This window comes from Serratia sp. CY38905 (assembly GCF_052168875.1).
In the GTDB taxonomy this organism is placed as follows: domain Bacteria; phylum Pseudomonadota; class Gammaproteobacteria; order Enterobacterales; family Enterobacteriaceae; genus Serratia; species Serratia sarumanii.
On sequence record NZ_JBJNLV010000002.1, the window covers coordinates 334,675 to 359,085 of the forward strand.

The following is a 24,411-nucleotide window of genomic DNA, read 5'->3' on the forward strand; positions in this document are numbered from 1 at the left end:
CGACATGAAAAAACGTTATTTGTGGCTGGCCGGCGCCGCCTTGTTGTTCAGCGGCGTGGCGATGGCGTTGACGCTGGATGAGGCGAAGCAGCAAGGGCGGGTGGGCGAAACCCTGAGCGGCTATATCGCCCCGGTGAAGCAGGACGCGGAAACGCTGGCGCTGGTGAAGCGCATCAACGCCGGCCGCGCCGAGAAGTATCAGGAAGTGGCGGACGGCAACCATATCGCCGTCGACGAAGTGGCGCGCATGGCCGGGCAGAAGCTGGTGACGCGGGCGCAGAGCGGCGAGTATGTGCGCGGCATCAACGGCCAGTGGCTGAAGAAATAAAAAAAAGCGCGCCGTCTGGCGCGCCAAGAGATACGGATAGATGATTATTATGAGGGTAGTGCAGGTTTGACAGGATTTGCTTCTTGTCCGGCAGGGGCGCGGCGCCCCTGCGCAGGATCTTAGGCAGACACCACCTGAGACAGGGCCGCCTTGGCGTCTTCCTGTGCTTTGGTCGCCACTTCCGGGCCGTAGGCGATGCCTTCCGCGAAGACGAACTCAACGTCGGTAATGCCGATGAAGCCCAGGAACAGACGCAGGTAAGGTTCCACCAGGTCGGTCGGGGTGCCTTTATGAATGCCGCCGCGGCTGGTCAGGATCACCGCGCGTTTGTTTTTCACCAGGCCTTCCGGACCGTTTTCGGTGTAACGGAAGGTCACGCCGGCGCGGGCAACCAGGTCGAAATAGTTTTTCAGCTGGGTCGGGATGTTGAAGTTGTACATCGGCGCGGCAATCACGATGACGTCGTTGGCCTGCAGCTCGGCGATCAGCTCGTCCGACAGGGCCAGCGCTTCTTGTTGACGCGGGGTCAACGGAGCATCGGAAGGACGCAACGCGCCGACCAGTTCACCGTCCAGCACCGGGATGGGCTGTGCGGCCAGATCGCGCACGGTGATGGTGTCGCCGCTGTGGGCGTTGCTCCATTGCTCTACGAAGAAATCGGCCAGTTGGTTAGACTGAGAGTAGGTCGCCAGGATGCTTGATTTCAGAACCAATACGTTGCTCATCGATAATTCCTTACGTTGTGACAGTGACATCAGGACTCAGCGTCCCTTGCATGGAGTACATGCTATTCACATTCCTCCAACAGTGATAGCGCAATATTTCGAGATCTTCGTTCGATTTTATTGAATGACATGGCGAGGCTTTACTCGTGGAAGTAGGGGGAGAAAGCCGTTTGTGATAGGCTGTGCGGCTAAAGCAAAAAAATCGCTAAAAAAACATCAAACCGTTGCCAAGCCTGGCCTTGGCGGCGAAGAAACAAGGAACACCGAACGTGAAATCTCCGCTCGAGGCACTGCCGGCCCAACTGGGTGAGCTGATGCTCCGCGATCAACAACGTCTGCGTCGTCGCCTGCAGGGCGCACGAAAAATCAAAAATCCCGATGCCCAGTTGGCGGTGGCCGCCGAAGTAGAAAGCGACATCGCGGCGGCGCGGCAAAAAGTGCAGGCGCGCGCCGCGTCTTGCCCGCGCATTACCTATCCGGAAAGCCTGCCGGTCAGCCAAAAAAAGCAGGACATATTAAACGCCGTCCGCGATCACCAGGTGGTGATTGTCGCCGGGGAGACCGGCTCGGGGAAAACCACCCAGCTGCCGAAGATCTGCCTGGAACTGGGGCGCGGGGTGAAAGGGCTGATCGGCCATACCCAGCCGCGCCGCCTGGCGGCCCGCACCGTCGCCAACCGCATCGCCGACGAGCTGGAAACCCCGCTCGGCGGCAGCGTCGGCTACAAGGTGCGCTTCAACGATCAGGTGGGGGAAAATACCCTGGTCAAGCTGATGACCGACGGTATCTTGCTGGCGGAAATTCAGCAGGACCGGCTGCTGATGCAGTACGACACGCTGATCATCGATGAAGCGCACGAGCGCAGCCTCAACATCGACTTTATTCTCGGCTACCTGCGCGAACTGCTGCCGAAGCGCCCGGATCTCAAGGTGATCATCACCTCGGCGACCATCGATCCGCAGCGCTTCTCGCGCCATTTCAACAATGCGCCAATCATCGAGGTTTCCGGCCGCACCTACCCGGTGGAGGTGCGCTACCGCCCGGTGGTCGACGACGGCGACGATACCGATCGCGACCAGCTGCAGGCGATTTTCGATGCGGTGGACGAGCTTGGCCGCGAAGGGCCGGGCGACATTCTGATCTTCATGAGCGGCGAGCGCGAGATCCGCGATACCGCCGACGCCCTCAACCGCCTCAATCTGCCGCATACCGAGGTGCTGCCGCTGTATGCGCGCCTGTCGAACAGCGAGCAGAACCGGGTGTTCCAGTCGCACCACGGCCGGCGCATCGTGCTGGCCACCAACGTGGCGGAAACCTCGCTGACGGTGCCGGGCATCAAGTACGTTATCGATCCGGGCACCGCGCGCATCAGCCGCTACAGCTTCCGCACCAAGGTACAGCGCCTGCCGATCGAACCGGTGTCGCAGGCCTCTGCCAACCAGCGCAAAGGGCGCTGCGGCCGCGTGTCGGAAGGGGTGTGCATCCGTCTGTACTCTGAGCAGGACTTCCTGTCGCGGCCGGCGTTTACCGATCCGGAAATCCTGCGTACCAACCTGGCATCGGTTATTTTGCAGATGACCTCGCTGGGGCTGGGCGACATCGCCGCGTTTCCGTTTGTCGAGGCGCCGGACAAGCGCAATATTCAGGATGGCGTGCGCCTGCTGGAAGAGCTGGGGGCTATCGCCACCGCCGACAACGGCCACTATCAGCTGACGCCGCAGGGCCGCCAGCTGGCGCAGTTGCCGATCGACCCGCGTCTGGCGCGCATGGTGCTGGAAGCGCAGAAGAGCGGCAGCGTGCGCGAGGTGATGATCATCACCGCCGCGCTGTCGATTCAGGATCCGCGTGAGCGCCCGATGGACAAGCAGCAGGCCTCGGATGAAAAACACCGCCGCTTCGCGGACAAGGACTCGGACTTCCTGGCGTTCGTCAACCTGTGGGATTATCTGCAGGAGCAGCAAAAGGCGAACTCCTCCAGCCAGTTCCGCCGGCTATGCCGCAACGATTTCCTCAACTACCTGCGGGTGCGCGAGTGGCAGGATATCTACACCCAGCTGCGCCAGGTGGTGAAAGAGCTGGGGCTGCCGATCAACAGCACGCCTTCCGACTACCGCAGCGTGCACACCGCGCTGCTGACCGGCCTGCTGTCGCACATTGGCCAGAAGGATGCGGACAAGCAGGAATACACCGGCGCGCGCAACGCCCGCTTCTCGATCTTCCCCGGCTCCGGCCTGTTCAAGAAGCCGCCGAAGTGGACCATGGTGGCCGAACTGGTGGAAACCAGCCGCCTGTGGGGGCGCATCGCTGCGCGCATCGAACCGGAATGGATCGAGCCGCTGGCTCAGCACCTGGTGAAACACAGCTACAGCGAACCGCACTGGTCGAAGTCGCAGGGGGCGGTGATGGCCAGCGAAAAGGTCACGCTGTTCGGCCTGCCGATCGTCGCGGCGCGCCAGGTCAATTACGGCTCCATTGATCCGCTGCTGTGCCGTGAGCTGTTTATTCGCCATGCGCTGGTGGAGGGCGACTGGCAGACGCGCCACGCCTTCTTCCGCGAAAACCAAAAGCTGCGCGCCGAAGTGGAGGAGCTGGAGCATAAATCACGCCGCCGCGACATTCTGGTGGATGACGAAACGCTGTTCGGCTTCTACGATCGCCGTCTCCCCAACGACGTGGTTTCCGGCCGTCATTTCGACAGCTGGTGGAAGAGCGCGGCCAAACAGCAGCCGGATCTGCTGAACTTCGAAAAAGAGATGCTGATTAAGGACGGCGCCAACAAGATCAGCGCGCTCGATTACCCGAACTTTTGGCATCAGGGCAACCTCAAGCTGCGGCTGAGCTACCAGTTTGAACCGGGCACCGACGCCGACGGCGTGACGGTGCACATTCCACTGCCGATCCTCAACCAGGTGGAGGAGCAGGGCTTCGAATGGCAGATCCCAGGAATCCGCCGCGAGCTGGTGATTGCGCTGATCAAATCGTTGCCGAAACCGGTGCGCCGCAACTTCGTGCCGGCGCCGAACTACGCCGAGGCGTTCCTTGGCCGCGTCACTGCGCTGGAATTGCCGCTGCTGGACGCGCTGGAGCGTGAGCTGCGGCGCATGACTGGCGTGACCGTGTCACGTGATGACTGGCAGTGGGATCAGGTACCCGATCACCTGAAGATGACCTTCCGCGTGGTGGGCGAGAAAAATCAGACGCTGCGCGAAGGCAAAGACCTGGCCGCGTTGCGCCTGCAGCTGAAAGAGAAGGTGCAGGAGACGCTGTCGGCGGTGGCCGATGATGGGCTGGAGCAGAGCAATCTGCATGTATGGAGCTTTGGCCAACTGCCGGCGTTTTACGAGCAGAAGCGCGGCGGCTATTCGATGAAGGCTTACCCGGCGTTGGTGGATGAAAAGGACAGCGTGGCGATCCGCCTGTTCGACAGCGAAAGCGAGCAGCAACAGGCGATGTGGCAGGGCACGCGCCGCCTGCTGTTGTTGAATATTCCTTCGCCGATCAAATACCTGCATGAAAAGCTGCCGAACAAGGCCAAGCTGGGGCTCTACTTCAACCCGTACGGCAAGGTGCTGGAGCTGATCGACGACTGCATTTCGTGCGGCATCGACAAGCTGATCGCCGAACACGGCGGCCCGGTCTGGCAAGAAGAAGGCTTTGCGCGCCTGCAGGAGCAGATCCGCGCCGAGCTGAACGACACGGTCGTCGAGGTGGCCAGGCAGGTTGAGCAGATCCTGACGGCGGTCTTCAACATCAACAAACGGCTGAAAGGCCGGGTGGACATGTCGTTGGCGCTGGCGTTGTCGGACATCAAAACCCAGCTCGGCGGGCTGGTTTACCGCGGTTTCGTCACCGGCAACGGCTGGAAACGCCTGCCGGACACGCTGCGCTACCTGCAGGCGATCGAGCGCCGGTTGGAAAAACTGGCTATCGATCCGCACCGCGATCGCGCGCAGATGCTGCGGGTGGAGCAGGTGCAACAGGCGTGGCAGCAGTGGCTGAACAAGCTGCCGCCGAAGCGACAGCAGGAGGAAGAGGTGAAAGCGGTGCGCTGGATGATTGAAGAGCTGCGCGTCAGCCTGTTCGCGCAGCAGTTGGGCACGCCTTACCCGATCTCCGACAAGCGCATTTTGCAAACTATCGAACAGCTTTCGGGCTAAGTTCGGGTGCGCCGGCCGGCGTCGAACGACAGACAGCACAACTGGCCGGGCAGAAGGTTTTGGGCCGCCGGGCGAGAGGGGGCACCGTGGAGGCATTCCCCTGGCATATTTCTGCCAGGGGGCGTTTGCCTGTCCAGGCTCGGCTCCGATGGCATGAAAGGCGAGTCGAACCCTCTTCGAGTGCGCTGGAGGCTGCATTACTGAGAGAACGGGGATGTTTCAGGTGCATGTTTGTCTCAAAGTCTGTTTCGAAAACCTTGAATACCAGATGCGTGACTACACTGAATTTAATGATTCAGCGTGATTTCAAACGAATCGTTAAAAGATAAAAATGAGGGATGCCTGAGGTACAGAGGCCTTTTTTCAGCCATTATCTCTGAATGCCGCCCCATTTAAAAACATGTGAACTGCATGGCAAACCATTTCCCGAATTTGCGGTGTACTTAGCGGGGTTAATTGGCGCTGGTACACACGCATATCAACCTCTGCGGTTAATAGCGACAAAAATTGTAAAGCTCTAAGGTGCGGATCTGCCAAATGCAGTTCCTTACGCTCCATCGCTATCGCCATGAGTTCCGAGAGTTTTGTTACACTTTCTCGTATTCCTGCATCATAAAATAGAGTGCCGATATCAGAATTACCAGACTCGGCAACCACCATCCGATAAACGGCGATTGCGCTATTATCGTTGGCAACAACCTGCAGCTTTCGCTCGGCAAAACGCATCAAAGTCTGTTCCAGCGTGAAAGTTTGCGCATCAATCATCAGTCCCTCAGCGGCTTCTGTGAGGTGCTGAGTTGCATGTTCACGAACAACGGCGACAAATAGCGCCTCTTTAGAAGGGAAATAACGGTAAAGAGTCGCTTTCGATCCGCCAATCCGCTTGACCAGTTCATTCATTGACGCTCGTTCATAGCCCATTTCTTGAAAAAGCAATGCCGCTTCTTCGACGATAGCGTCGCGGCGTGCTTTAGTACGTACTTTCATTAGCATTCCTTACCGTTAAAGCAATGGTTACATGACAAGACGCTTTTTCTTGACACGCGATGAAACTGTGATAAAAGTGTACCAGGTGGTACTGTTTTGGTGTTTTTGTGATCGCTTTTGGTTGTGTACACCACCATCCACCTAAAGAAAAAGTCTTGTTAAGCACCATATTTCGGTTGTTTTTCTGGGGAAAAACAATCAGTTAAAATCAGTATCGATGATATCTCTGGTCGGGAGCCTTAAATGTCTAATTATATCAACGCTTTTCTCTTGGTTGTTGCGGTACCTACCGTTATTTTGGCCGGATGTTCGGCAAAACCACCGGTACGGTATGCTAGCATTGATTCATCATCATTGCTCACTCCTAACACTGATGATAAATCCAACCGTATTCCTTACCGCTATGCCCCGCCAGTGGACTGGAGTAAATACACCAATATCATTATCGAACCGGTCGTTATTTATCAAGGGGGGGATCACCAGTTTGGCGATCTCTTGCCGGAAGAGCGCAAGTTATTGGCGGATTATATGTATAACAAATTCAGCGAAAGTTTGCGTCCACACTTCCGAGAAGTCAGCACACCAATTTCCGGTACTATCCGATTAAAACTGACGTTAACAGGTGCTGATACGACGACGTCTTTTATCGGCACTATCACTAAGTTAGACCCTCTGGTGGGAGGGCCTTACAATATTGTGCAATCTATCCGTGGTGAGGAAGGATTATTCAACGGCTCAGTGAATTATGTTGTGGAGCTTTATGATGCTTCTAACCATAGCCTTCTCAACGCCTACGTGGCCAGACAGTATCCGAATGCTATGAATATCGGTGCAAGTATCGGCTCGCTCAACGCGGCCGAGGTGGGAATTGACAAAGGTGCGGAAGAACTGGCTGAGATGTTGAATTAATTATGCTCAATGTGCTGATGGTGAAGCTGAATTACCGCCCTTAATGGCGAAAAGATATTTTACCAGAGCCGCCGACAGATAAACATGAGCGAGTCAAGTGGGTATATTAATCTACAACGGAGACAGTGCAATAACATACATCGGCTATCAGAGAACATATGTTTGAGCGCAGTGGAAGGAGGGATGATGACGGTGGGCCGGTTTATAGTGATATTTACAATCATAGACATTTCATTTCTTGTGTTTGTTGTCTTACTGATTTTGTAAACGACACTGATATTTATAATTGGCAATGGATAGCTCAGCGGGTTTTTCTGGATGCATTATGGGAATACGGCATTTTTGCCTTATGCTCCACACAGCGGCGCCTATTCTGAAGAGGTCGCGCATCAGTATTTGAAAGCGGAATGAGATGTTATCTGGCTTTTTTTATAAAAACGGTCAGTCGCCAACTTTTTGATGAGCGCGTTGGCGGAAAGCAAAGCAAGGCAAACCACAGTTACTGATAGATTTAACCCTCTCATCGGAGAAAATAGGGCATCATAATCTCAGTGATATTTGATGAATTATTTAAATAATAAATTTGTATAGGAGTAGCTTAATTATGGCAGATGAATATAGTATGCAATCGCAAGCGTCCTCTTGGCAGAGCGTATTACCCATTTCTCGTAATCTGTATTATGGCGGAAATTGGCATGCTCCCGTCGGAGGTGAAGTCAGAGCAGTGAATAGCCCAGGAACCGGAACGGAGTTATGCAAAGTTGCAGAAGCTGACGAACGCGATGTATCTTCCGTTATCGACGCCGCCAGAAATGGATTTCAGCTGTGGCGTCAAGTCAAGCCACTCGAAAGAGCAAAAACACTTCGAAAAATGGCTGCTGTAATCCGCAGCAATTTACGCGAGCTGGCGTTGCTTGATGCCATTGACTGCGGAAACCCTGTGCAGATGTTATATGGGGATGTGGCTGCGGCGGCAGAACTGCTGGACTTCTTTGCGGGACTTGTCACCGAGATGAAAGGAAGCTCAATCCCAATGGGAGTCGGGACCGTTAATTTTTCGACACGGGAGCCCTATGGTGTTGTTGCGCGAATAATTCCTTTCAACCACCCGCTACTGACGTGTGCGGGGAAAATAGCTGCGCCGTTGGCGGCGGGAAATGCCGTTATAATTAAACCCTCAGAGCAAAGTCCGCTCTCGGCGCTGAGACTGGCTGAGCTCTTTCACGAACTGTTGCCGCCAGGGGTCTTCAATGTGGTGACAGGAGGGAAGGCCGTTGGCGCTGCACTCTCGCAGCATCCAGGCGTTTCAATGATCACTGTAGTCGGAAGCATACCTACGGGGCGGGCGGTAATGCGTGCAGCCGCGGAAACGATAAAACCGGTGCTGCTTGAGTTAGGTGGAAAAAACGCCCTCATTGCCTTCTCTGATACTCATCCAGATCAAGTTGCCGATGCTGTGATACGTGGTATGAATTTTGAGTGGTGCGGGCAATCATGTGGTTCAACAAGCCGGGCATACATTCATAGCGATATATATGAGGATGTTATCGAAAAGGTTGCATCGCGCGTGACTCGATTTAAACCAGGCATACCGTCAGACCCTGAAACCACCATGGGGGCATTGATTTCTCAGGCTCAATTAAGCCGCGTGGAATCTTATGTTGAGCAGGCAAAGCTCGCTGGGGCACGGCTTATTGCCGGAGGCTCGAGGCCCGCACATGAATCACTAAAGAACGGCTGTTTTTTTGAAGCAACTGTATTTGCTGATGTAACCATGGATATGGATATTGCACGGGAAGAAATTTTTGGTCCCGTGTTGTCCATTATAAAATGGGATAACAAGAAAAGTCTTATTCAACAAGTGAATCAGTTGGATCTTGGGCTAACTTGTTCTATATGGACTGACAGCCTGCAAGACGCGAATCAATTGGCTCAGGATGTTGAGGCAGGGTTTGTGTGGATAAATGATGTGGCTAAACATTTTCTTGGTGCTCCATTTGGTGGTGTAAAACAGTCTGGGATTGGCCGAGAAGAGTGTTTGGGTGAGCTTTTGGCCTTTACCAGGGAAAAGAATATACATATCAATTTCACACCCAAATAAGTTGATTTGATACGGCATCGATTTTATGTAAAGGGAAATATAAGGAGTTTTCACGATGAGATTTCTGAGCATTTTATTAGAACCAAAGAGATAGAGTTATTTATATGTCATTATTGCCTCAGATTATTCCCCCAGAGCATGGCAATATTTTCAATCATTGGCATGACACAAAGAACTGTCGGGTTTTAATCAAGGCGATAATGGCATGTTTCTTAACATTAAAACCCTCTTTCTCTCGGACTAAACGCTGGTTAAGGGAGATCGCCTGAAACCAGCGCTTGTGGAGATAAAGGCTATTTGCCTGCCGCCAGGGCGTCCAGTGCTTCCCGGATGCCGGGCACCGCCAGGGCGCGGTTATCGGCGCGGTAGCGATCTTTCGCCGCCGGCGCCGAGCTTTGGATGGCGATCAACTGCCAGCCGTCGGCGGTTTTCAACAGCAGCGGTGAGCCGCTGTCGCCGGGCAGGGTATCACACTGGTGCGACAGTACGCCTTGCTGGGCCCAGCCGGTGACCTTGCAGTTTTGGTGGCTGTAGAGGTCATCCAGATGATCCTCCGGGTAACCCGCCTGAGTAATCAACCGCTTGGCCTGTTTCAGGGCCTGGGTCAGCGCCTTGCTGTCGCCTTGCCACAGCGGCAACGGTGCGATCGGCAGCGGCTTTTTGTCTTTCAGACGGATCAGCGCAAAGTCATAAGCGGCGGCGGCGGGCGGCACGATCCAGCCATCGCCGTCCGGCTTCAGCTTTTTGCCCAGCTTGCTGTCGACCAGAGTTTCGATATTGTCGGTTTGATACCGCCAGGATTTATCGCCCGCCACGAAGCGCAGGGCGATGGCTTTATCCAGTTGCCCCGGCGGCGCCAGCACGCAGTGGCCGGCGGTCAACGCCAGGTGTGGGGAGATCAGCGTGGCGGTACACAGATTGCCGCTGGCGGTTTCGACCTGGCCGATGGCCTGCCAGGGCTGGGCGGTGGTATCCGTGACCTTGATGCGTTCATCTTTGCCGAAAAACAGACGCGTTTGCTCGGCCTTGGACGGGCCGTCGGCGCGTGCCGCCTGAGCAGCGATGAGCGGGAGTGAGCACAGCAACAGTAAAACGGATTTGCGCATAGATCTCTTGCCTGACAAATACGGATCATCCATAAACACACTGAATGCTAACTATAGACTGATTTAGCATCCGTGTGGATGGGCAATAATTGATTTTTCAATAATTTCCCGCCGGCGATGCGGCAGGCTACAGGTAAAAAAAGACGGCGATCAGTCCGCAAAGGATCAGGGCGGTCAGAACGATCTCGAACAGGTAGCGGCGCAGCATCAATGCGAACCCCCGATAAAAAAACACCCGGCGAACCGGGTGTTGTACACGTCAAGCCTGAAACGGTGAGGGGATCCTCACGTTGTTACGCCTTTTTGTGGCTGGCTTTCTTGTGGTGTTTTTTAGCCGCCTGGGCTTTTTGGGCCGGGGCTTTCGCACCGGCTTTTTTGTGATGCTTTTTGGCCGCCTGAGCTTTCTGAACCGGGGCTTTCTTGCCGTGGTGTTTCACCTGGGCTTTAGCCGGCGCAGCGGTGGCGGTGGTTGCGCTAGCCGCAGGTGCGGTGGTGGCAGCCTCGGCAGCGAAAGCTACGGAAGACAGACCCATTGCAGCGGCAACAACCAGAGCTAATACTTTTTTCATCGCAGAATCCTCAATATGGCTTTTGGGTATCAACCCCACTGCGGGGCCGTTGAAATGATAGTAGGCAAACGGCGTCCGCCTTTCCGTGAGTGATTGGTTTCGGCATGTAACCTAATGTACAGGGCGGCGGTGGGGAGTGGGATTGCTGTTATAATGACCGCCAGGCACGGTAAAAAGGATTTAACATGAACGAGATATCAATTCGTTGTGGCGTGACCGAACAGGGCGAGGTGCCGCTGGCCTATGAGGACTGGGGTGATGAGGCGCACCCGCCGCTGCTGCTCATCATGGGGATCGGCGCACAGCTTTTGCTGTGGCCTGACGACTTCTGCCGCGCCCTGGTGGCCAAGGGATTTCGGGTGATCCGCTATGACAACCGAGACGTCGGCCTTTCCGGCAAAACGCAGGCACAACGTACGCAGCCGTTGTGGCTGCTGATGTTGCGCGCCCAGCTCGGTTGGCAAACGCCGGTGCCTTATACCCTGGCGGACATGGCGGCGGACGCGGCGCATCTGCTCGATCATTTACGCATTCCGCAGGCTCACGTACTGGGCGCTTCGATGGGGGGGATGATCGCCCAGGTGCTGGCCGCCGAATACCCGCAGCGCGTCGCCTCGTTATGCATCTTGTTCTCCAGCACCAATCAGCCGCTGTTACCGCCGCCGGCCCCTTCGCTGCTATGGCTGTTGGTGCGCCGGCCTGCGGCCGATTTGACGCTGCAGCAGCGCCACGAAGGGATGAAAACCTTCCTGCGCGCGCTCGGCACCCGATTTTATCCGCCGGAGGAGGCGGAGCTGGATACGCTGGTGACGCGGTTGCTGAAGCGGGGCGTGGATCCGGAAGGCATGCAGCGGCAACTTTCCGCGTTGCTCGGCAGCGGCGATCTGCGTCGTTATAGCCGGCGCATAGCCGCGCCGACGCTGGTTATTCACGGCGATCGCGATCGGCTGGTGCGCAAGGCGGGTGGGGTTGCGATCGCCCGTGCGGTCGCCAACGCCAAATTGCATATCATGCCGGGCATGGGGCATGACCTGCCCGCGCCATTGAGGCCGCAGCTGGCGGCGATGATCGCCCGTCATGCGCTGGGGTGACAGGCCGGAAAGCCCGGCGTTTTTTGCTATTTTAGTTACAACATACTTATGGTGAGTAGCCAGCCGCCACTCTGTGGCCAAGGCGTTGTCGGCAAGGAATGCGCGCTATGAAACATTATCCGGTCATGCAGGCGGGAAAAGGGCGCGGCCGGGGCCGCGCCAGGAGAGATTACAGGTAGCGGATTTCCAAATGCTGACGGAAGTAGCGTGGGTTGAGCGCTTCGCCGGTCGCGTTGGCGATCAGCGTTTCGGTCGGGAAACGGCTGCCGTGGCGCCAAATATTGTGCTGCAACCAGTGGAACAGCGGCTGCAGGTTGCCGGCGGCGATATCTTCGCTCAGCGAAGGCAGGGCCTGACGCACGCTGTGGAACAGCTGCGCGGCGTACATCGCGCCGAGGGTGTACGTCGGGAAGTAGCCGAAGGCGCCGTCGGTCCAGTGAATATCCTGCATGCAGCCGTTGCGGTAGTTGCCGATGGTATCGAGGCCGAGGTAAGCCTGCATCTTCTCATTCCACAGCGCCGGAATGTCTTCCACCTCGATATCGCCTTCGATCAGCGCTTTTTCAATTTCGTAGCGCAGGATGACGTGGGCAGGATAGCTCACCTCGTCGGCGTCGACGCGGATCAGGCCCGGTTTAACGCGCTGGTTGAGGCGAATAAAGTTGGCCTCTTCCAGCGCCGGCTGTTCGCCAAACTGCGCGGTGACCAACGGACGCAAGATCTTCAGGAATTCATTGCCGCGCGCCAGCTGCATTTCGAACAGCAGGCTTTGCGATTCGTGGATAGCGGTGGAACGAGCCAGGGCGACCGGCTGGCCGAGCAGATCGCGCGGCAGGTTCTGCTCGTAGCGGGCGTGGCCGGTTTCGTGCACGATGCCGAGCAGCGCGGTCAAAAACTCTTTCTCGTTGTAACGCGTGGTGATGCGCACATCTTCCGGCACGCCGCCGCAGAACGGGTGGGCGCTGACGTCGACGCGGCCGTTGTCGAAGTTGAAACCGAGCAGCTTCATCACGCTGAGGCTAAGCTGGCGCTGGGTGTCTACATTGAACGGACCCTGCGGCGCCTGGCAGGGCTCGTTAGCCTGTTTGGCCACCACGCGCTGCAGCAGATCCGGTAGCCAGGTTTTCAAATCGCCGAAGATGCGGTCGAGATCGCTGCTGCGCATGCCCGGTTCATACAGGTTTAGCAGGGCGTCGTAACGGCTGGTGCCGGCCGCCTGCGCGCGGATCTGCGCTTCTTCCCGGCTGAGCTTGACCACTTCGCGCAGGTTGTCGGCGAAGCCGTCCCAGTCGTTGGCCGGGCGCTGGGCACGCCAGGCGTGTTCGCAGCGCGCGCCGGCCAGCGATTTGGCTTCGACCAGCGCGGCCGGCAGCAGCACGGCGTCTTCATATTGGCGGCGCATTTCGCGCAGGTTGGCGCGGTCGATTTCGTCCAGCGTCTCTTGCTGCGCGCGATCCAACAGCGCGCCGGTGCTTTGTGCCGTTAAAATCTGGTGCTGCAGCACGCTCAGCTCGGCCAGCGCTTCGGAGCGCGCCTTGCTGCCGCCCGGCGGCATCATGGTTTGCATGTCCCAACCGGCGATGGCGGACAGGTGGCCGAAACGCGACAGCCGGCTGAACAGGGCGCGCAGGTGATCGTAAGCAGACGTGTTGGAATGTGCAGATGTCATTATTATTCGGCTCCAATGAGAAGGTCTGGCGGCATTACGCCAGATCGGCTTTTAAACTGAATGTCGGCTTCACCGGCCAGCAGAAACGGAAGCTGGCGCCGCCGAGCGAACTGCCTTCGACGAACACCTGTCCCTGGTGGGCGACGGCGATGGAATGGACGATGGCCAGCCCCAGCCCGCAACCGCCGGTAGCGCGATCGCGGCTGGGATCGAGACGGACGAAAGGTTCAAACACCCGTTCGCGCTCTTCCGGCGGGATACCCGGCCCGTCATCCTCGACCTGCAAGCAGGCGAGGTCGCCGTCAAACCACAGGCCAACGCGCAGCCGCTGTTCGGAATAGCGCAGCGCGTTGTTGACCAGGTTGTCGAGCACGCGCTCCATCAGGCGCAGATCGACGCCGCCGAAGTCGCCGACGTGCGGGATATCGAGCTGGATGTCGCGATCCTGATGGATCAGGCGGATATCATCGACCTTGTCCTCGAGCCACTTTGGCAGATCGATGGGTTCAATGTTTAACGCAACCTGCGGACGGTCCAGACGGGCATAGGTCAGCAGCTCGTCGATCAGCGACTCCAACTGGCCGATATCGCGGTTCAGCGCCTGCTGCTCGCTGTCGGACAGGTTATCGCTCATTTCAAGCCGGTAGCGCAGGCGCACCAGCGGCGTGCGCAGCTCGTGCGCGATGCCGTCGATAAGCTGTTTCTTGCTGGCGATCAGGGTATTGACGTTGTCGGCCATCTGGTTGAACGCCACGCCGAGCCGGCTCAGGCTGGAGGTGGGATCGAAGTGGGTGCGTTCATCCAGATGCCCGGCGCCGAGCCGCTGGGCGGCGTTTTCCAGCTTGAGCAGGTCTTGCCAGTGCGGCCGCATCCACAGAAACACCGGCAGCGCCAGCGACATGCCGATAAACACCAGCAACACCAGATCCAGCAGGCGCATCTGATGCAGATAGAACAGATAAGGAATGGGGCCGACCACCAATACGTAGTGGCTGCGCGGAATGCGCTGCATAAAGGTGTACTGATCGTCGAGGGCGATGATTTCCCCCAGCCGCAGCCGTTTTTTCAGATCCTCGCTCAGCTCCTGTTTGCCGAGCGGTTCGATATGCAGCTTGAACGACAGGTTGAGATCCAGCGTGGCGATGGTCTTGTTCCAGTCCTTCAGCGGGATTTCGCGCAGCTCGCTGCGCATCAGGTACAGCGAACTTTTCATCAGATCGTCCATCGACTGGCGGCCGGCGCGCTCGGCGGTCACTTTGTACACCAGGCCGACCAGCATCGCCATCACCAGAAAACAGACGAACAGCAACAGGAAGAACTGGACGAAAAGTTTTCTCATTGTTGCACCGATGCCCAGGCGTTAGGGGCGAACAGATAACCTTTATTGCGCACGGTCTTGATACGGAACGGCTCCAGCGCGTTGTCGTACAACTTGCGGCGCAGGCGGGAGATCGCGACGTCGATGCTGCGGTCCATACCGTCATAGCTCACGCCGCGCAGGTTTTGCAGCAGCGCCTCGCGATCCATGATCTGCCCGGCGTGGGTCGCCAGCTCCCACAGCAGATCGAAATCCGAGGTGGACAGCGTGACAGTTTCTTCGCCCAGCGTGACCTGCCGGTTGACCGGATCGATGCACAATAGCCCGAAATGCAGCGCGTTGTGCTGGGTAAGCGGCTGAACCGACTCTTCTTTCGGCTGTTGGCCGTGTTGGCGCAGGTGCAAACGCAGGCGTGCCAGCAACACCGCCGGCGGCGTGGTTTTCAGGATATAGTCGTTGGCGCCCATCTCCAGCGACAGGATATGGTTCATGTCGCTGTCGAGCGAGGTGAGCAGTACGATCGGGCCGGGGAAGGTGGGGCGCAGATCGCGGCACAGCGTCATGCCGTCTTTGCCGGGCAGCATGATGTCCAGCAGCACCAAATCGGGTTGCTCGTGCGCGATGCGCGCCTGCGCGCTGTCGCCGCGCGGTTCGATCAACACCTCGATGTCGTGTTTGCCCAGATAGGCGGCGATCAGTTTGCCGACTTCGGGATCGTCTTCCACAAAAACAATTTTATGCATATGCCCGTGTTTTAATAAGAAAAGCGGATTTCAGCATAGCGCGGCCCGCGGTGATGCGCCATGCGGATCTTGGCCTCAGCGCAGCGGCCGGCCGCCGTCGACGCCGTGGGTGCGGCCGGTGACGTAGCGGCTCTCCATCAGGTAGTTCACCAGGTTGACCACTTCGCTCTCGCCCGGCGCGACCTTCATCAGCGATTTCGCCAGCGCCTGCTGGCGATAAGCCTCGTCGTCGCCAGGATTGAAGATGATCAGCGCCGGCGCAATGGCGTTGACCTTGACCTCCGGCGCCAGCTTGCGGGCGAACGAACGGGTCATATTATCCAGCGCGGCCTTGCTGGCGGCGTAGGCGATGTGTTTGTCGCTGCCTTTTTCCACCACGTAGTCGGTCAGATGGATAATGTCCGCGCCGGCTTGGCCCTGGCCGGCCAGGCAGGTTTCAAGCAGTTGGTTGAGCAAATAGGGCGTATAGACGTGAATTTGCAGCATCGCCGCCATCACCTGTTCCGGCGGCACCTGCGGCGACTCTGCCTGCCAGGCGCTGGCGTTGTGGATCACCGCGCGCAATTTGGGCGCCACCTGCCGCACCTGGTCGGCGAAACGGTAGATGCCTTCGTGCGTGGAAAAGTCGCCCTGAATGCAGCAGGCGCCCAAGGCTTTCAACTCGGCCATCGCCGGATATTCGCTGCGATAGGCGATGATGACGGGAACGCCGCGCTGGAGAAACGCTCTGGCGAGCGCCAGCCCGATGCGCCGCGCGCCGCCGGTAATCAGCACCGGGGCAGAGTTGGGGTGTTCCATTGATTAAAGCTCCTGGACAGACTGGCAAACAATAGGGGAATTATGCCATCATACGGCGGAAAGTCGTTAAAGCTTCGCATGATTATCCATTTCTGGATGTAAGATCCCCAATGCATTTCAGGTTGTCGCCCGGCGGCGGCTTGAAAGACCACGGGTTAACACTGGCCATGAGAGGAATGAGGGGATGAACAGCAATCACCTTGCATCCATCGCGCGCAGTGAGAAAATCTGTTTCGACTATATGGATTTTCTGTCCGCATCGTGCAGGAAGCACTGGCGCTTTGTTGATGCTATTTATGGTGTGATGCCGATCTTCGGCATGGTGTTGAAATCGCGCGTGACCACGTCACAAACGCGCAAAGAGCAGTTGAAAGAGCTGGCGCTGCAGGTGGTGTCGACCCAGGTCAGCGATGAAACCAATATCGTGCGCCTGATTGACCTGGCGCAGCAGCAGGGCCTGACGGTATTTGATATTCAGCTGCCCTATGAGCTGGAGGCGCAGCAGCTGGCGGCCATTCAGAAAGAGTGCGCGGAAGGCATCGCGATCGCCCTGGTGGGTGAGCGCATGACCGTCACCATTCCCCCTAAAAGCTGACCGGGAATCAACCCGGCCACTCGTTGATGGTTAGGCAATTGACTTGCCGCGATAGCCTAACCATGAACGAGATATTCCGCGCCGCGTAGCGGCCTGCCTTTAAAGCCGGGTTCCGGCATTGGGGCCGGAGCGTAGGGTATAAATGCCGTCTATATGAATCAGCACTGCGTATTTCGGCGGCTTTATTCCATTTTTTTCTGCAAACGCCAGCGCATCGTCAAACGGCTTGCCCGCCAGGAACAGTTCCGGGGTGCCGACAAAGCGGTAACCGTCCAGCGCCTCGCGATCGATAACCACGACGGCCATTTTCGATCCTTCCCTGATATTTTGCAGCGTCTGGCCGCCGGTATTTTCGTTGTAAATCAGCGTACGGTCGTCATACAGGCGCAAAGAGCGCTTGGGGCCGATATCGGGCACGCCGCTTGGGCTGCTGGTCGCCTGCACAGGCAGCTGTTTGGCCAGCATCTTTTTCATCTCATCATTCAATTCATTCATTGGCAGATTACCCCTCAGGTCGTGGTGGCGTTGTTAATGCACGGTGGCGGAATGGTTCGCTGCGGGCGCGCAGACGCTGGTTCCCGGCAGCCGGTGCTCGCGCAGCGCCTGCAGCGTTTCAATTCGGAACCGCAGCAGGTGCCGTTCGGCGATCTGCTGCATCTGTTCGCACAGCGAGGTGTCGTCCATCAGTTGCTCGATGGCGAGCCGGGCCTGATGCACGTGGGGTTCTACGCCGCGAAGCGGCTTTTGCCGCAGGCGCAGATGGGTGATGTTGTTGAACGTGACGATCAGCGCGGCCAGGGCGGATTCGAAAAGATGCAGTGCGTCAAACCGTTCGATATATTCTGCGTTTTGCCAGGGCCGCTCGGCGACGAGCGCCTGAGCGGCCTCCAGTGCCTGCTGGTAGTGCGCCATCGCCAGGCGATCGCGCCGCTGATTAAATGCCGTGTTGCCCTCGGCGATCAGCGCTTCCCAGGCGGCAAACAAGGGTAATGCGTGCAGCAGTTTTTCAGCCATGAAATGCCTTCCATTTTCAGCCGGTCTAAACCCGCCTCCTGACGCCTCTCGGCAGGGGGCACTCGCGTCTTGCCGTTAATGCTCAAATGATAATGATAATTAATTGCATTTAAGATCGCAAGAGGAGCAACTGACGGATCAACAACGGGTAGCGGGGTAACGAGGAAAGAAGGGGGGAAACGAAATGCGGCTGACGGGCAGCCGCATCGACAGGCGATTTTAGTGCAGCATAAGCCAACCGGCAGGCAGCGTGGCCGCCAGCAGCAAGAAGATGCTGCTCTTCTCCAGCCGGTTGAGCAGATTGATGTCCCGGTGGCCGCGGCGGGCATACATGAACACCAACAGCCCAGGCGCATACAGCAGCACCGACATCAGCAGGTGCATCAGCCCGGAAGCGTACAGCAGCCACAGGCCATAGACGCAGGCGCCGGTGGCGGCGAAGATCAGGCGTTTGTCGCGGCGGCGGTAAGCCACCTTGAACAGAAACGCGCCAACCAGGAAGTAAGGCACCAGGATCATTTCCGAAGCGATGGTCAGCAGCGAGTTATAGTTGCTGCCGGTCAGCCAGATCAGCACCAGCGCCAGCTGCACCGCGATGTTGGTCAGCCACAGCGAAGAGGACGGGGCATGATGGCGGTTCTGCTTGCCGAACACGCGCGGAAACGCGCCGTGCTGCGCGGCCAGCAGCGGCACTTCCGCCGCCATGATGGTCCAGCTCAGGTAGGCGCCGCACACGGAAATGATCAGGCCGGCGGCGATGAGCACGTCACCCCACGGGCCGATCAGTTCCACCATCAGCACCGCCATCGACGGATTGCGCATTTCGGCCAGTTCGCTGCGCGGCACCACGCCCAGCGACAGCAGCGTCACCATCAGATACACCGCCAGCGCCGACAGCACCGCCAGCATAGTGGCGCGGCCCACGTCTTTCTTATTGCGGGCGCGAGCGGAAACCACCACCGCGCCTTCCACGCCGATAAACACCCACAGGGTGATCAACATGGTGTCCTTGACCTGTTCCCACACCGGCTTGCCGAGGGCGATGCCTTTGAAATCCAGCGTGAACACGTCCATTTTAAAGGCGATCGCCGCCAGAACGGCGAACATTCCCAGCGGCAACAGCTTGGCGAGGGTGGCCGCCAGATTGATGCTGGCGGCGGTTTGCACGCCGCGCAGCACCAGCGCGTGCACGATCCACAGCAGGGCGGATTCGGCGATCAGCGCTTGCCAGGTATTGCCGTCACCGAGAATCACGCTGCCGCCGCGATCGGTGAAGATACTCAGCGCCGCGAACACGATCACCAGATACGAGACGTTGGCGATCACGGCGCACAGCCAGTAACCCCAGGCGGAGCAGAAGCCCACCAGCTCGCCGAACCCTTCCTTGGCGTAGGTGAAAATGCCGCCGTCCAGATCCGGACGCAAACGCGTAAGCAACAGCATGGCGAAGGCCAAAAACAGAATGCCGACGCCGGTGATCCCCCAACCCAGCAGCAGCGCGGCGGGGCTGGCGACCTGCGCCATGTTTTGCGGCAGACTGAACACGCCGGCACCCAGCATTGAGCTGAGCACCAAAGCGGTTAGCGCGGTAAGACCGAGTTTTTTTTCCAATGACGGATCCTGAACGCAGAATAAACAACTGGAAGGGAACTGCTTGGTGGCAACAATGTATTAACTACCACTGCGCGAATAGACAATAGCCCTAAAAATTGGCGCAAATTTTACGGAGGGATGATTAGAGATGCAATGATTGAATATGCGGAATTTACAAAAAACTATTCAACGCGCGATGAAAAAAGCGGCAATAAAAACGGGCAGCTCAAGGGCTGCCCGATGGTAAACCGAAAAGCGGTTTTTATTTGAACAGATCGGCGCTGACGGTCAGGTTGCCGCCGCTCTTGTTCTGCCACTGGCGGGTGACGTGGTAGTACTTGGCGCCTTTCTCGGCCGCGCGTTTCGCCACTTCGGTGGAGACATCGGTCATGCTGTTGAAGTGGCCGGTGAAGGTGACGGAATCGAACGGCACCATCTGCGCGGCGGTCACGTTGTTCACTTCCTGGATCTTGGTGCCGTTAGGCAGCGTGACGGTATAGCGTTGGCCGGTAGAAGACTGGGTTTCAAAGAAACGACCCACTTCGCGGCTTGGCGAACCGGAAGACGCGACGCCAGGAATTTCGACTTTCGCGGCAGCGGCGCCGCCGGCGGCCAGTGCGGCGCGGCCGGCGTCAGAATCGGCCGGAATGGCGTCCGGGCTCTGCACGCGGCGTTTTGGCGCATCGGCCTTATAGATGTAGGCGGTAACGAACTGGTTGCCGCCGGAGTTGGCGTCAACCTGGCGCACGATGAAGAACGAGGCGGCGCCTTTTTTCTTCGCTTCTTTGGAGATAGCGTCATTGATGTCCGGCTGGCTGCGGTAGAAACCGCTGACGCTCACGGTATCGTAAGGCTCCAGCAGATAGGCTTCCTCTTTAGGCAGTTCGTTCACGCCGTTAAATACGCGGTATTTTGGTGTTTTGCTCACTTCTGGCGCATCTTTATGATAAAGGTCTGCGGTGACGCGCCAGTTGCCGCCGTTGTTGCTGTTGTTGCTGTCCTGGATATAGAAGGAATCGGCACCCAGTTTGTCTGCACGGCGGGATACGGCGTCGACGGCTTCATTGATGGCATTGAAGCGGCCGGTAATCGTGATGCGATCAAACGGCTTCAGCGCCGCTGCTTTCTCAGGAGTTAACTCTTGCGCCGCATGAGCAGACAGCGCGGTGAGTGATAACAAGGCTGACGCGATGATCGTGGTCTTCAGCTTCATAAAAAATCCTTTCGCCTAGCGCATTAACGTTTATAACGTACTGAACTGTTTAAGTGTAATTCAGCCGTCGATTATTACATGTAATTCTGAAAACTGTCTCAGCATTTTATGTTATCCCGTGCGACAAATCGCCGACGGTGACGCCGGGCGCACGGATGGCGCCATAGCCATAAGTTTCCATAATAACGGCTTTGGTGTCATTAATGTTAATTATTCACAAAATGATAACTTTTATGCTTTTACACCGCGCATGGCCATAAATCGTTACGCCGGGCGTAAATCTCTTTTCACGCAGAATGCGCTGTTCTGTATGGATTTTTTCACAGTAAATTGCGATTTGTCATATCACGCGCGGCGTTTTTATGTAAAAACAGAGCTGAATGCGTAAGCAATTATGGATCATCGACCTTATTTTCAGTAGGTTATAGTTGGCGTCTGAAATCAGTGCGGGCAAGTTAATGCCACGCCCGCCGGTGACGCCGTGCTATGGGCAGGAAAATAATAAACATCATCCAAGACAGGTGAGAAGGGAACATTATGCGTATTGGTGTACCAAGAGAGCGGTTGGCCAATGAAGCCCGGGTCGCAGCCACGCCAAAAACGGTGGAACAACTGCTGAAGCTGGGTTTTACCGTCGCGATTGAACGCGGGGCGGGCAAACTGGCCAGTTTTGAGGACGTCGCCTACGAGGCCGCCGGCGCGGCGCTGGTCGACGAAAGCGAAGTGTGGCAGTCGGATCTGATTCTGAAAGTCAACGCGCCGCAAGACGACGAGATCGCCTTGATGCGCGAAGGCAGCACGCTGGTCAGCTTTATCTGGCCGGCGCAAAACCCCGAATTGATGGCCAAGCTGGCGGCGCGCAACGTCACCGCGCTGGCGATGGACTCGGTGCCGCGCATCTCGCGCGCCCAGTCGATGGACGCGCTGAGCTCGATGGCCAACATCGCCGGCTACCGCGCGATCGTCGAAGCGGCGCATGAGTTCGGCCGTTTCTTCACCGGCCAGATCACCGCCGCCGGCAAAGTGCCGCCGGCCAAGGTGATGATCATCGGCGCCGGCGTGGCCGGCCTGGCGGCGATCGGCGCCGCGGGCAGCCTCGGTGCCATCGTGCGCGCCTTCGATACCCGCCCGGAAGTGAAAGAGCAGGTGCAGAGCATGGGCGCGGAATTCCTCGAGCTGGATTTTGAAGAGGAAGCGGGCAGCGGCGACGGTTACGCCAAAGTAATGTCCGAAGCCTTTATCAAGGCCGAGATGGCGCTGTTCGCCGCGCAGGCGGCGGAGGTCGATATCATCGTCACCACCGCGCTGATCCCGGGTAAACCGGCGCCGAAACTGATCACCAAAGAGATGGTGGCGTCGATGAAGCCGGGCAGCGTGATCGTCGATCTGGCGGCGCAAACCGGCGGCAACTGCGAGCTGACCGTGGCCGACACCATTACCGTGACCGACAACGGCGTGAAAATCATCGGCTATACCGATCTGCCGAGCCGCCTGCCGACCCAATCTTCGCAGCTGTACGGCACCAACCTGGTCAACCTGCTGAAGCTGCTGTCGAAAGAGAAAAACGGCGAGATCGACATCGATTTCGACGATACGGTGATCCGCGGCGTTACCGTGGTGCGCAGCGGTGAAATCACCTGGCCGGCGCCGCCGATCCAGGTCTCCGCCCAGCCGAAAGCGGCACCCGCCGCCGCACCGGCCGCCAAACCCGAAGCCAAACCGACCTCGCCGTGGCTGAAGTACGGCCTGATGGCTCTGGCGATCCTGCTGTTCGGCTGGCTGGCGGACGCGGCGCCGAAAGAGTTCCTGTCACACTTTACCGTGTTCGCGCTGGCCTGCGTGGTCGGTTACTACGTGGTCTGGAACGTCAGCCATGCGCTGCATACCCCGTTGATGTCGGTCACCAACGCGATCTCAGGGATTATCGTGGTCGGCGCGCTGTTGCAGATCGGCCATGGCGGCTGGGTGAGTTTCCTCTCCTTTATCGCCGTGCTGATCGCCAGCATCAATATTTTCGGTGGGTTCACCGTCACTCAGCGCATGCTGAAGATGTTCCGCAAGAACTAAGGGGTAGCAAATGTCTGGAGGATTGGTTACAGCTGCATACATTGTTGCCGCTATTTTGTTTATTTTCAGCCTGGCGGGCCTGTCGCGCCATGAAACGTCGAAGCAGGGCAACCTGTTCGGCGTCGCAGGTATGGCGATCGCGCTGATCGCCACCATTCTGGGGCCGGATTCCGGCAACGTCGGCTGGATCATCATCGCCATGATCATCGGCGGCTCGATCGGCGTCTATCTGGCCAGGAAGGTCGAGATGACCGAAATGCCGGAATTGGTGGCGGTGCTGCACAGCTTCGTTGGCCTGGCGGCGGTGCTGGTCGGCTTCAACAGCTACCTGGATCACGGCGCGCCGATGGAGCCGGTGATGGCGAACATCCATCTGACCGAAGTGTTCCTCGGCATCTTTATCGGCGCGGTCACCTTCACCGGTTCGATCGTCGCCTTCGGCAAGCTGCGCGGCATCATCTCTTCCAAGCCGCTGATGCTGCCGAACCGCCACAAGCTGAATCTGGCGGCGCTGGTGATCTCGTTCCTGCTGCTGGTGGCGTTCGTGCGTACCGACAGCGTGGGCTGGCAGGTGGTGACGCTGCTGCTGATGACGGCGATCGCGCTGGCGTTCGGCTGGCATCTGGTGGCCTCGATCGGCGGCGCCGACATGCCGGTGGTGGTATCGATGCTTAACTCCTACTCGGGGTGGGCGGCCGCCGCGGCGGGCTTCATGCTGAGCAACGATCTGCTGATCGTCACCGGCGCGCTGGTGGGTTCTTCGGGTGCGATCCTGTCTTACATCATGTGCAAGGCGATGAACCGCTCGTTTATCAGCGTGATCGCCGGCGGCTTCGGCAGTGACGGTTCGTCCACCGGCGACGCCGAAGAGATGGGCGAATACCGTGAAACCACGGCGGAAGAGGTGGCCGAGCAGCTGAAGAACTCCACTTCGGTGATCATCACCCCGGGTTACGGCATGGCGGTGGCGCAGGCGCAATATCCGGTGGCGGAAATCACCGAGAAACTGCGGGCGCGCGGCGTGAAGGTGCGTTTCGGCATTCACCCGGTCGCGGGGCGTTTGCCGGGCCACATGAACGTGCTGCTGGCGGAGGCGAAGGTGCCGTACGACGTGGTGCTGGAGATGGATGAAATCAACGAAGATTTCCCGGATACCGACACCGTGCTGGTGATCGGCGCCAACGACACGGTGAACCCGGCGGCGCTGGAGGATCCGCGCAGCCCGATCGCCGGCATGCCGGTATTGGAAGTGTGGAAAGCGCAGAACGTGATCGCGTTCAAACGCTCGATGAACACCGGCTACGCCGGCGTGCAGAACCCGCTGTTCTTCAAGGAGAACACCCAGATGCTGTTCGGCGACGCCAAAGACAGCGTGGAAGCGATTCTGCGGGCATTGCAGAAGTAATTGAGCAACCAAAAAAACGGGCC

Annotated in this window: 21 protein-coding genes; 9 read left to right on the top strand and 12 right to left on the bottom strand. The window is 57.8% G+C overall.

Annotated elements, in window-relative coordinates; all coding sequences use genetic code 11:
- The first annotated feature begins 4 nt into the window (after window positions 1–4).
- A complete protein-coding gene (locus ACJ8MK_RS08355; RefSeq protein ID WP_101426970.1) occupies window positions 5–328 on the top strand; it encodes a YdbL family protein in 324 nt (107 codons plus the stop codon).
- Window positions 329–447: 119 nt separating this feature from the next.
- Here ACJ8MK_RS08355 and azoR read toward each other — a convergent pair whose 3' ends face one another.
- Window positions 448–1,053 (bottom strand): FMN-dependent NADH-azoreductase, encoded by a 606-nt coding sequence (gene azoR / locus ACJ8MK_RS08360; RefSeq protein WP_033634661.1) that lies wholly within the window; start codon window positions 1,051–1,053, stop codon window positions 448–450.
- Window positions 1,054–1,322: 269 nt separating this feature from the next.
- Here azoR and hrpA point away from each other — a divergent pair, with 269 nt between their 5' ends.
- Complete coding sequence (hrpA, locus tag ACJ8MK_RS08365) at window positions 1,323–5,210, top strand: ATP-dependent RNA helicase HrpA (protein WP_072021559.1); 3,888 nt, start codon at window positions 1,323–1,325, stop codon at window positions 5,208–5,210.
- A 363-nt stretch (window positions 5,211–5,573) separates the two neighbouring features.
- Here hrpA and ACJ8MK_RS08370 read toward each other — a convergent pair whose 3' ends face one another.
- Window positions 5,574–6,197 (bottom strand): TetR/AcrR family transcriptional regulator, encoded by a 624-nt coding sequence (locus ACJ8MK_RS08370; RefSeq protein WP_174158814.1) that lies wholly within the window; start codon window positions 6,195–6,197, stop codon window positions 5,574–5,576.
- A 243-nt stretch (window positions 6,198–6,440) separates the two neighbouring features.
- On the opposite strand from ACJ8MK_RS08370, the gene ACJ8MK_RS08375 reads away from it, so the two are divergent.
- Complete coding sequence (locus ACJ8MK_RS08375; RefSeq protein WP_047567285.1) at window positions 6,441–7,106, top strand: DUF3313 domain-containing protein; 666 nt, start codon at window positions 6,441–6,443, stop codon at window positions 7,104–7,106.
- A gap of 604 nt (window positions 7,107–7,710) precedes the next feature.
- Window positions 7,711–9,207 (top strand): aldehyde dehydrogenase family protein, encoded by a 1,497-nt coding sequence (locus tag ACJ8MK_RS08380; RefSeq protein WP_442517648.1) that lies wholly within the window; start codon window positions 7,711–7,713, stop codon window positions 9,205–9,207.
- 293 nt (window positions 9,208–9,500) lie between these two features.
- Here ACJ8MK_RS08380 and ACJ8MK_RS08385 read toward each other — a convergent pair whose 3' ends face one another.
- Both ACJ8MK_RS08385 and asr read right to left on the bottom strand, forming a co-directional pair.
- Complete coding sequence (locus ACJ8MK_RS08385) at window positions 9,501–10,313, bottom strand: trypsin-like serine peptidase (protein WP_033634660.1); 813 nt, start codon at window positions 10,311–10,313, stop codon at window positions 9,501–9,503.
- A 293-nt stretch (window positions 10,314–10,606) separates the two neighbouring features.
- Complete coding sequence (gene asr / locus ACJ8MK_RS08390) at window positions 10,607–10,882, bottom strand: acid resistance repetitive basic protein Asr (protein ID WP_033648431.1); 276 nt, start codon at window positions 10,880–10,882, stop codon at window positions 10,607–10,609.
- Window positions 10,883–11,067: 185 nt separating this feature from the next.
- Between asr and ACJ8MK_RS08395 the strand changes: the two genes are divergently transcribed.
- Window positions 11,068–11,973, top strand: coding sequence for an alpha/beta fold hydrolase (locus ACJ8MK_RS08395; RefSeq protein ID WP_033648430.1), 906 nt, complete (start codon window positions 11,068–11,070; stop codon window positions 11,971–11,973).
- A 169-nt stretch (window positions 11,974–12,142) separates the two neighbouring features.
- On the opposite strand, the gene ACJ8MK_RS08400 is transcribed toward ACJ8MK_RS08395, so the two are convergent.
- From ACJ8MK_RS08400 to folM, 4 genes are all read right to left on the bottom strand, one after another.
- Window positions 12,143–13,642, bottom strand: a complete 1,500-nt coding sequence (locus ACJ8MK_RS08400) for a carboxypeptidase M32 (protein ID WP_103798502.1) — start codon at window positions 13,640–13,642, stop codon at window positions 12,143–12,145.
- Window positions 13,643–13,676: 34 nt separating this feature from the next.
- Window positions 13,677–14,981 carry a two-component system sensor histidine kinase RstB gene (gene rstB / locus ACJ8MK_RS08405; protein WP_033648428.1) on the bottom strand — a complete coding sequence of 435 codons (1,305 nt, stop codon included), beginning with the start codon at window positions 14,979–14,981 and terminating at the stop codon, window positions 13,677–13,679.
- Window positions 14,978–15,703: a two-component system response regulator RstA gene (gene rstA / locus ACJ8MK_RS08410; protein ID WP_033634655.1), complete on the bottom strand. Its 726-nt coding sequence runs from the start codon at window positions 15,701–15,703 to the stop codon at window positions 14,978–14,980. Before rstA ends, rstB begins: the two co-directional genes overlap by 4 nt.
- 75 nt (window positions 15,704–15,778) lie before the next feature.
- The gene (folM, locus tag ACJ8MK_RS08415; protein WP_103772361.1) at window positions 15,779–16,501 is read right to left on the bottom strand and encodes a dihydromonapterin reductase; all 723 of its coding nucleotides are present in this window, start codon (window positions 16,499–16,501) and stop codon (window positions 15,779–15,781) included.
- Window positions 16,502–16,685: 184 nt separating this feature from the next.
- On the opposite strand from folM, the gene ACJ8MK_RS08420 reads away from it, so the two are divergent.
- On the top strand, window positions 16,686–17,096 hold the full coding sequence (locus ACJ8MK_RS08420; protein ID WP_033648426.1) for a hypothetical protein: 411 nt from the start codon (window positions 16,686–16,688) through the stop codon (window positions 17,094–17,096).
- 99 nt (window positions 17,097–17,195) lie between these two features.
- On the opposite strand, the gene ACJ8MK_RS08425 is transcribed toward ACJ8MK_RS08420, so the two are convergent.
- The 3 genes from ACJ8MK_RS08425 to ACJ8MK_RS08435 form a co-directional block, all read right to left on the bottom strand.
- A complete protein-coding gene (locus ACJ8MK_RS08425) occupies window positions 17,196–17,591 on the bottom strand; it encodes a pyridoxamine 5'-phosphate oxidase family protein (protein ID WP_033648425.1) in 396 nt (131 codons plus the stop codon).
- A gap of 33 nt (window positions 17,592–17,624) precedes the next feature.
- Window positions 17,625–18,110: a hypothetical protein gene (locus ACJ8MK_RS08430; protein WP_049233156.1), complete on the bottom strand. Its 486-nt coding sequence runs from the start codon at window positions 18,108–18,110 to the stop codon at window positions 17,625–17,627.
- 219 nt (window positions 18,111–18,329) lie between these two features.
- On the bottom strand, window positions 18,330–19,721 hold the full coding sequence (locus tag ACJ8MK_RS08435; RefSeq protein ID WP_033648423.1) for an amino acid permease: 1,392 nt from the start codon (window positions 19,719–19,721) through the stop codon (window positions 18,330–18,332).
- A gap of 120 nt (window positions 19,722–19,841) precedes the next feature.
- On the opposite strand from ACJ8MK_RS08435, the gene ACJ8MK_RS08440 reads away from it, so the two are divergent.
- Window positions 19,842–19,973, top strand: a complete 132-nt coding sequence (locus ACJ8MK_RS08440) for a hypothetical protein (RefSeq protein ID WP_274380821.1) — start codon at window positions 19,842–19,844, stop codon at window positions 19,971–19,973.
- Here ACJ8MK_RS08440 and ydgH read toward each other — a convergent pair.
- The gene (gene ydgH / locus ACJ8MK_RS08445) at window positions 19,966–20,916 is read right to left on the bottom strand and encodes a DUF1471 family protein YdgH (RefSeq protein ID WP_004938291.1); all 951 of its coding nucleotides are present in this window, start codon (window positions 20,914–20,916) and stop codon (window positions 19,966–19,968) included. The genes ACJ8MK_RS08440 and ydgH overlap by 8 nt on opposite strands.
- 537 nt (window positions 20,917–21,453) lie before the next feature.
- Here ydgH and pntA point away from each other — a divergent pair.
- Complete coding sequence (pntA, locus tag ACJ8MK_RS08450; RefSeq protein ID WP_004938288.1) at window positions 21,454–22,983, top strand: Re/Si-specific NAD(P)(+) transhydrogenase subunit alpha; 1,530 nt, start codon at window positions 21,454–21,456, stop codon at window positions 22,981–22,983.
- A 10-nt stretch (window positions 22,984–22,993) separates the two neighbouring features.
- Entirely contained in the window at window positions 22,994–24,388 is a 1,395-nt protein-coding gene (gene pntB, locus ACJ8MK_RS08455) for a Re/Si-specific NAD(P)(+) transhydrogenase subunit beta (protein WP_033634648.1), read from the top strand.
- The last annotated feature ends 23 nt before the right edge of the window (window positions 24,389–24,411 follow it).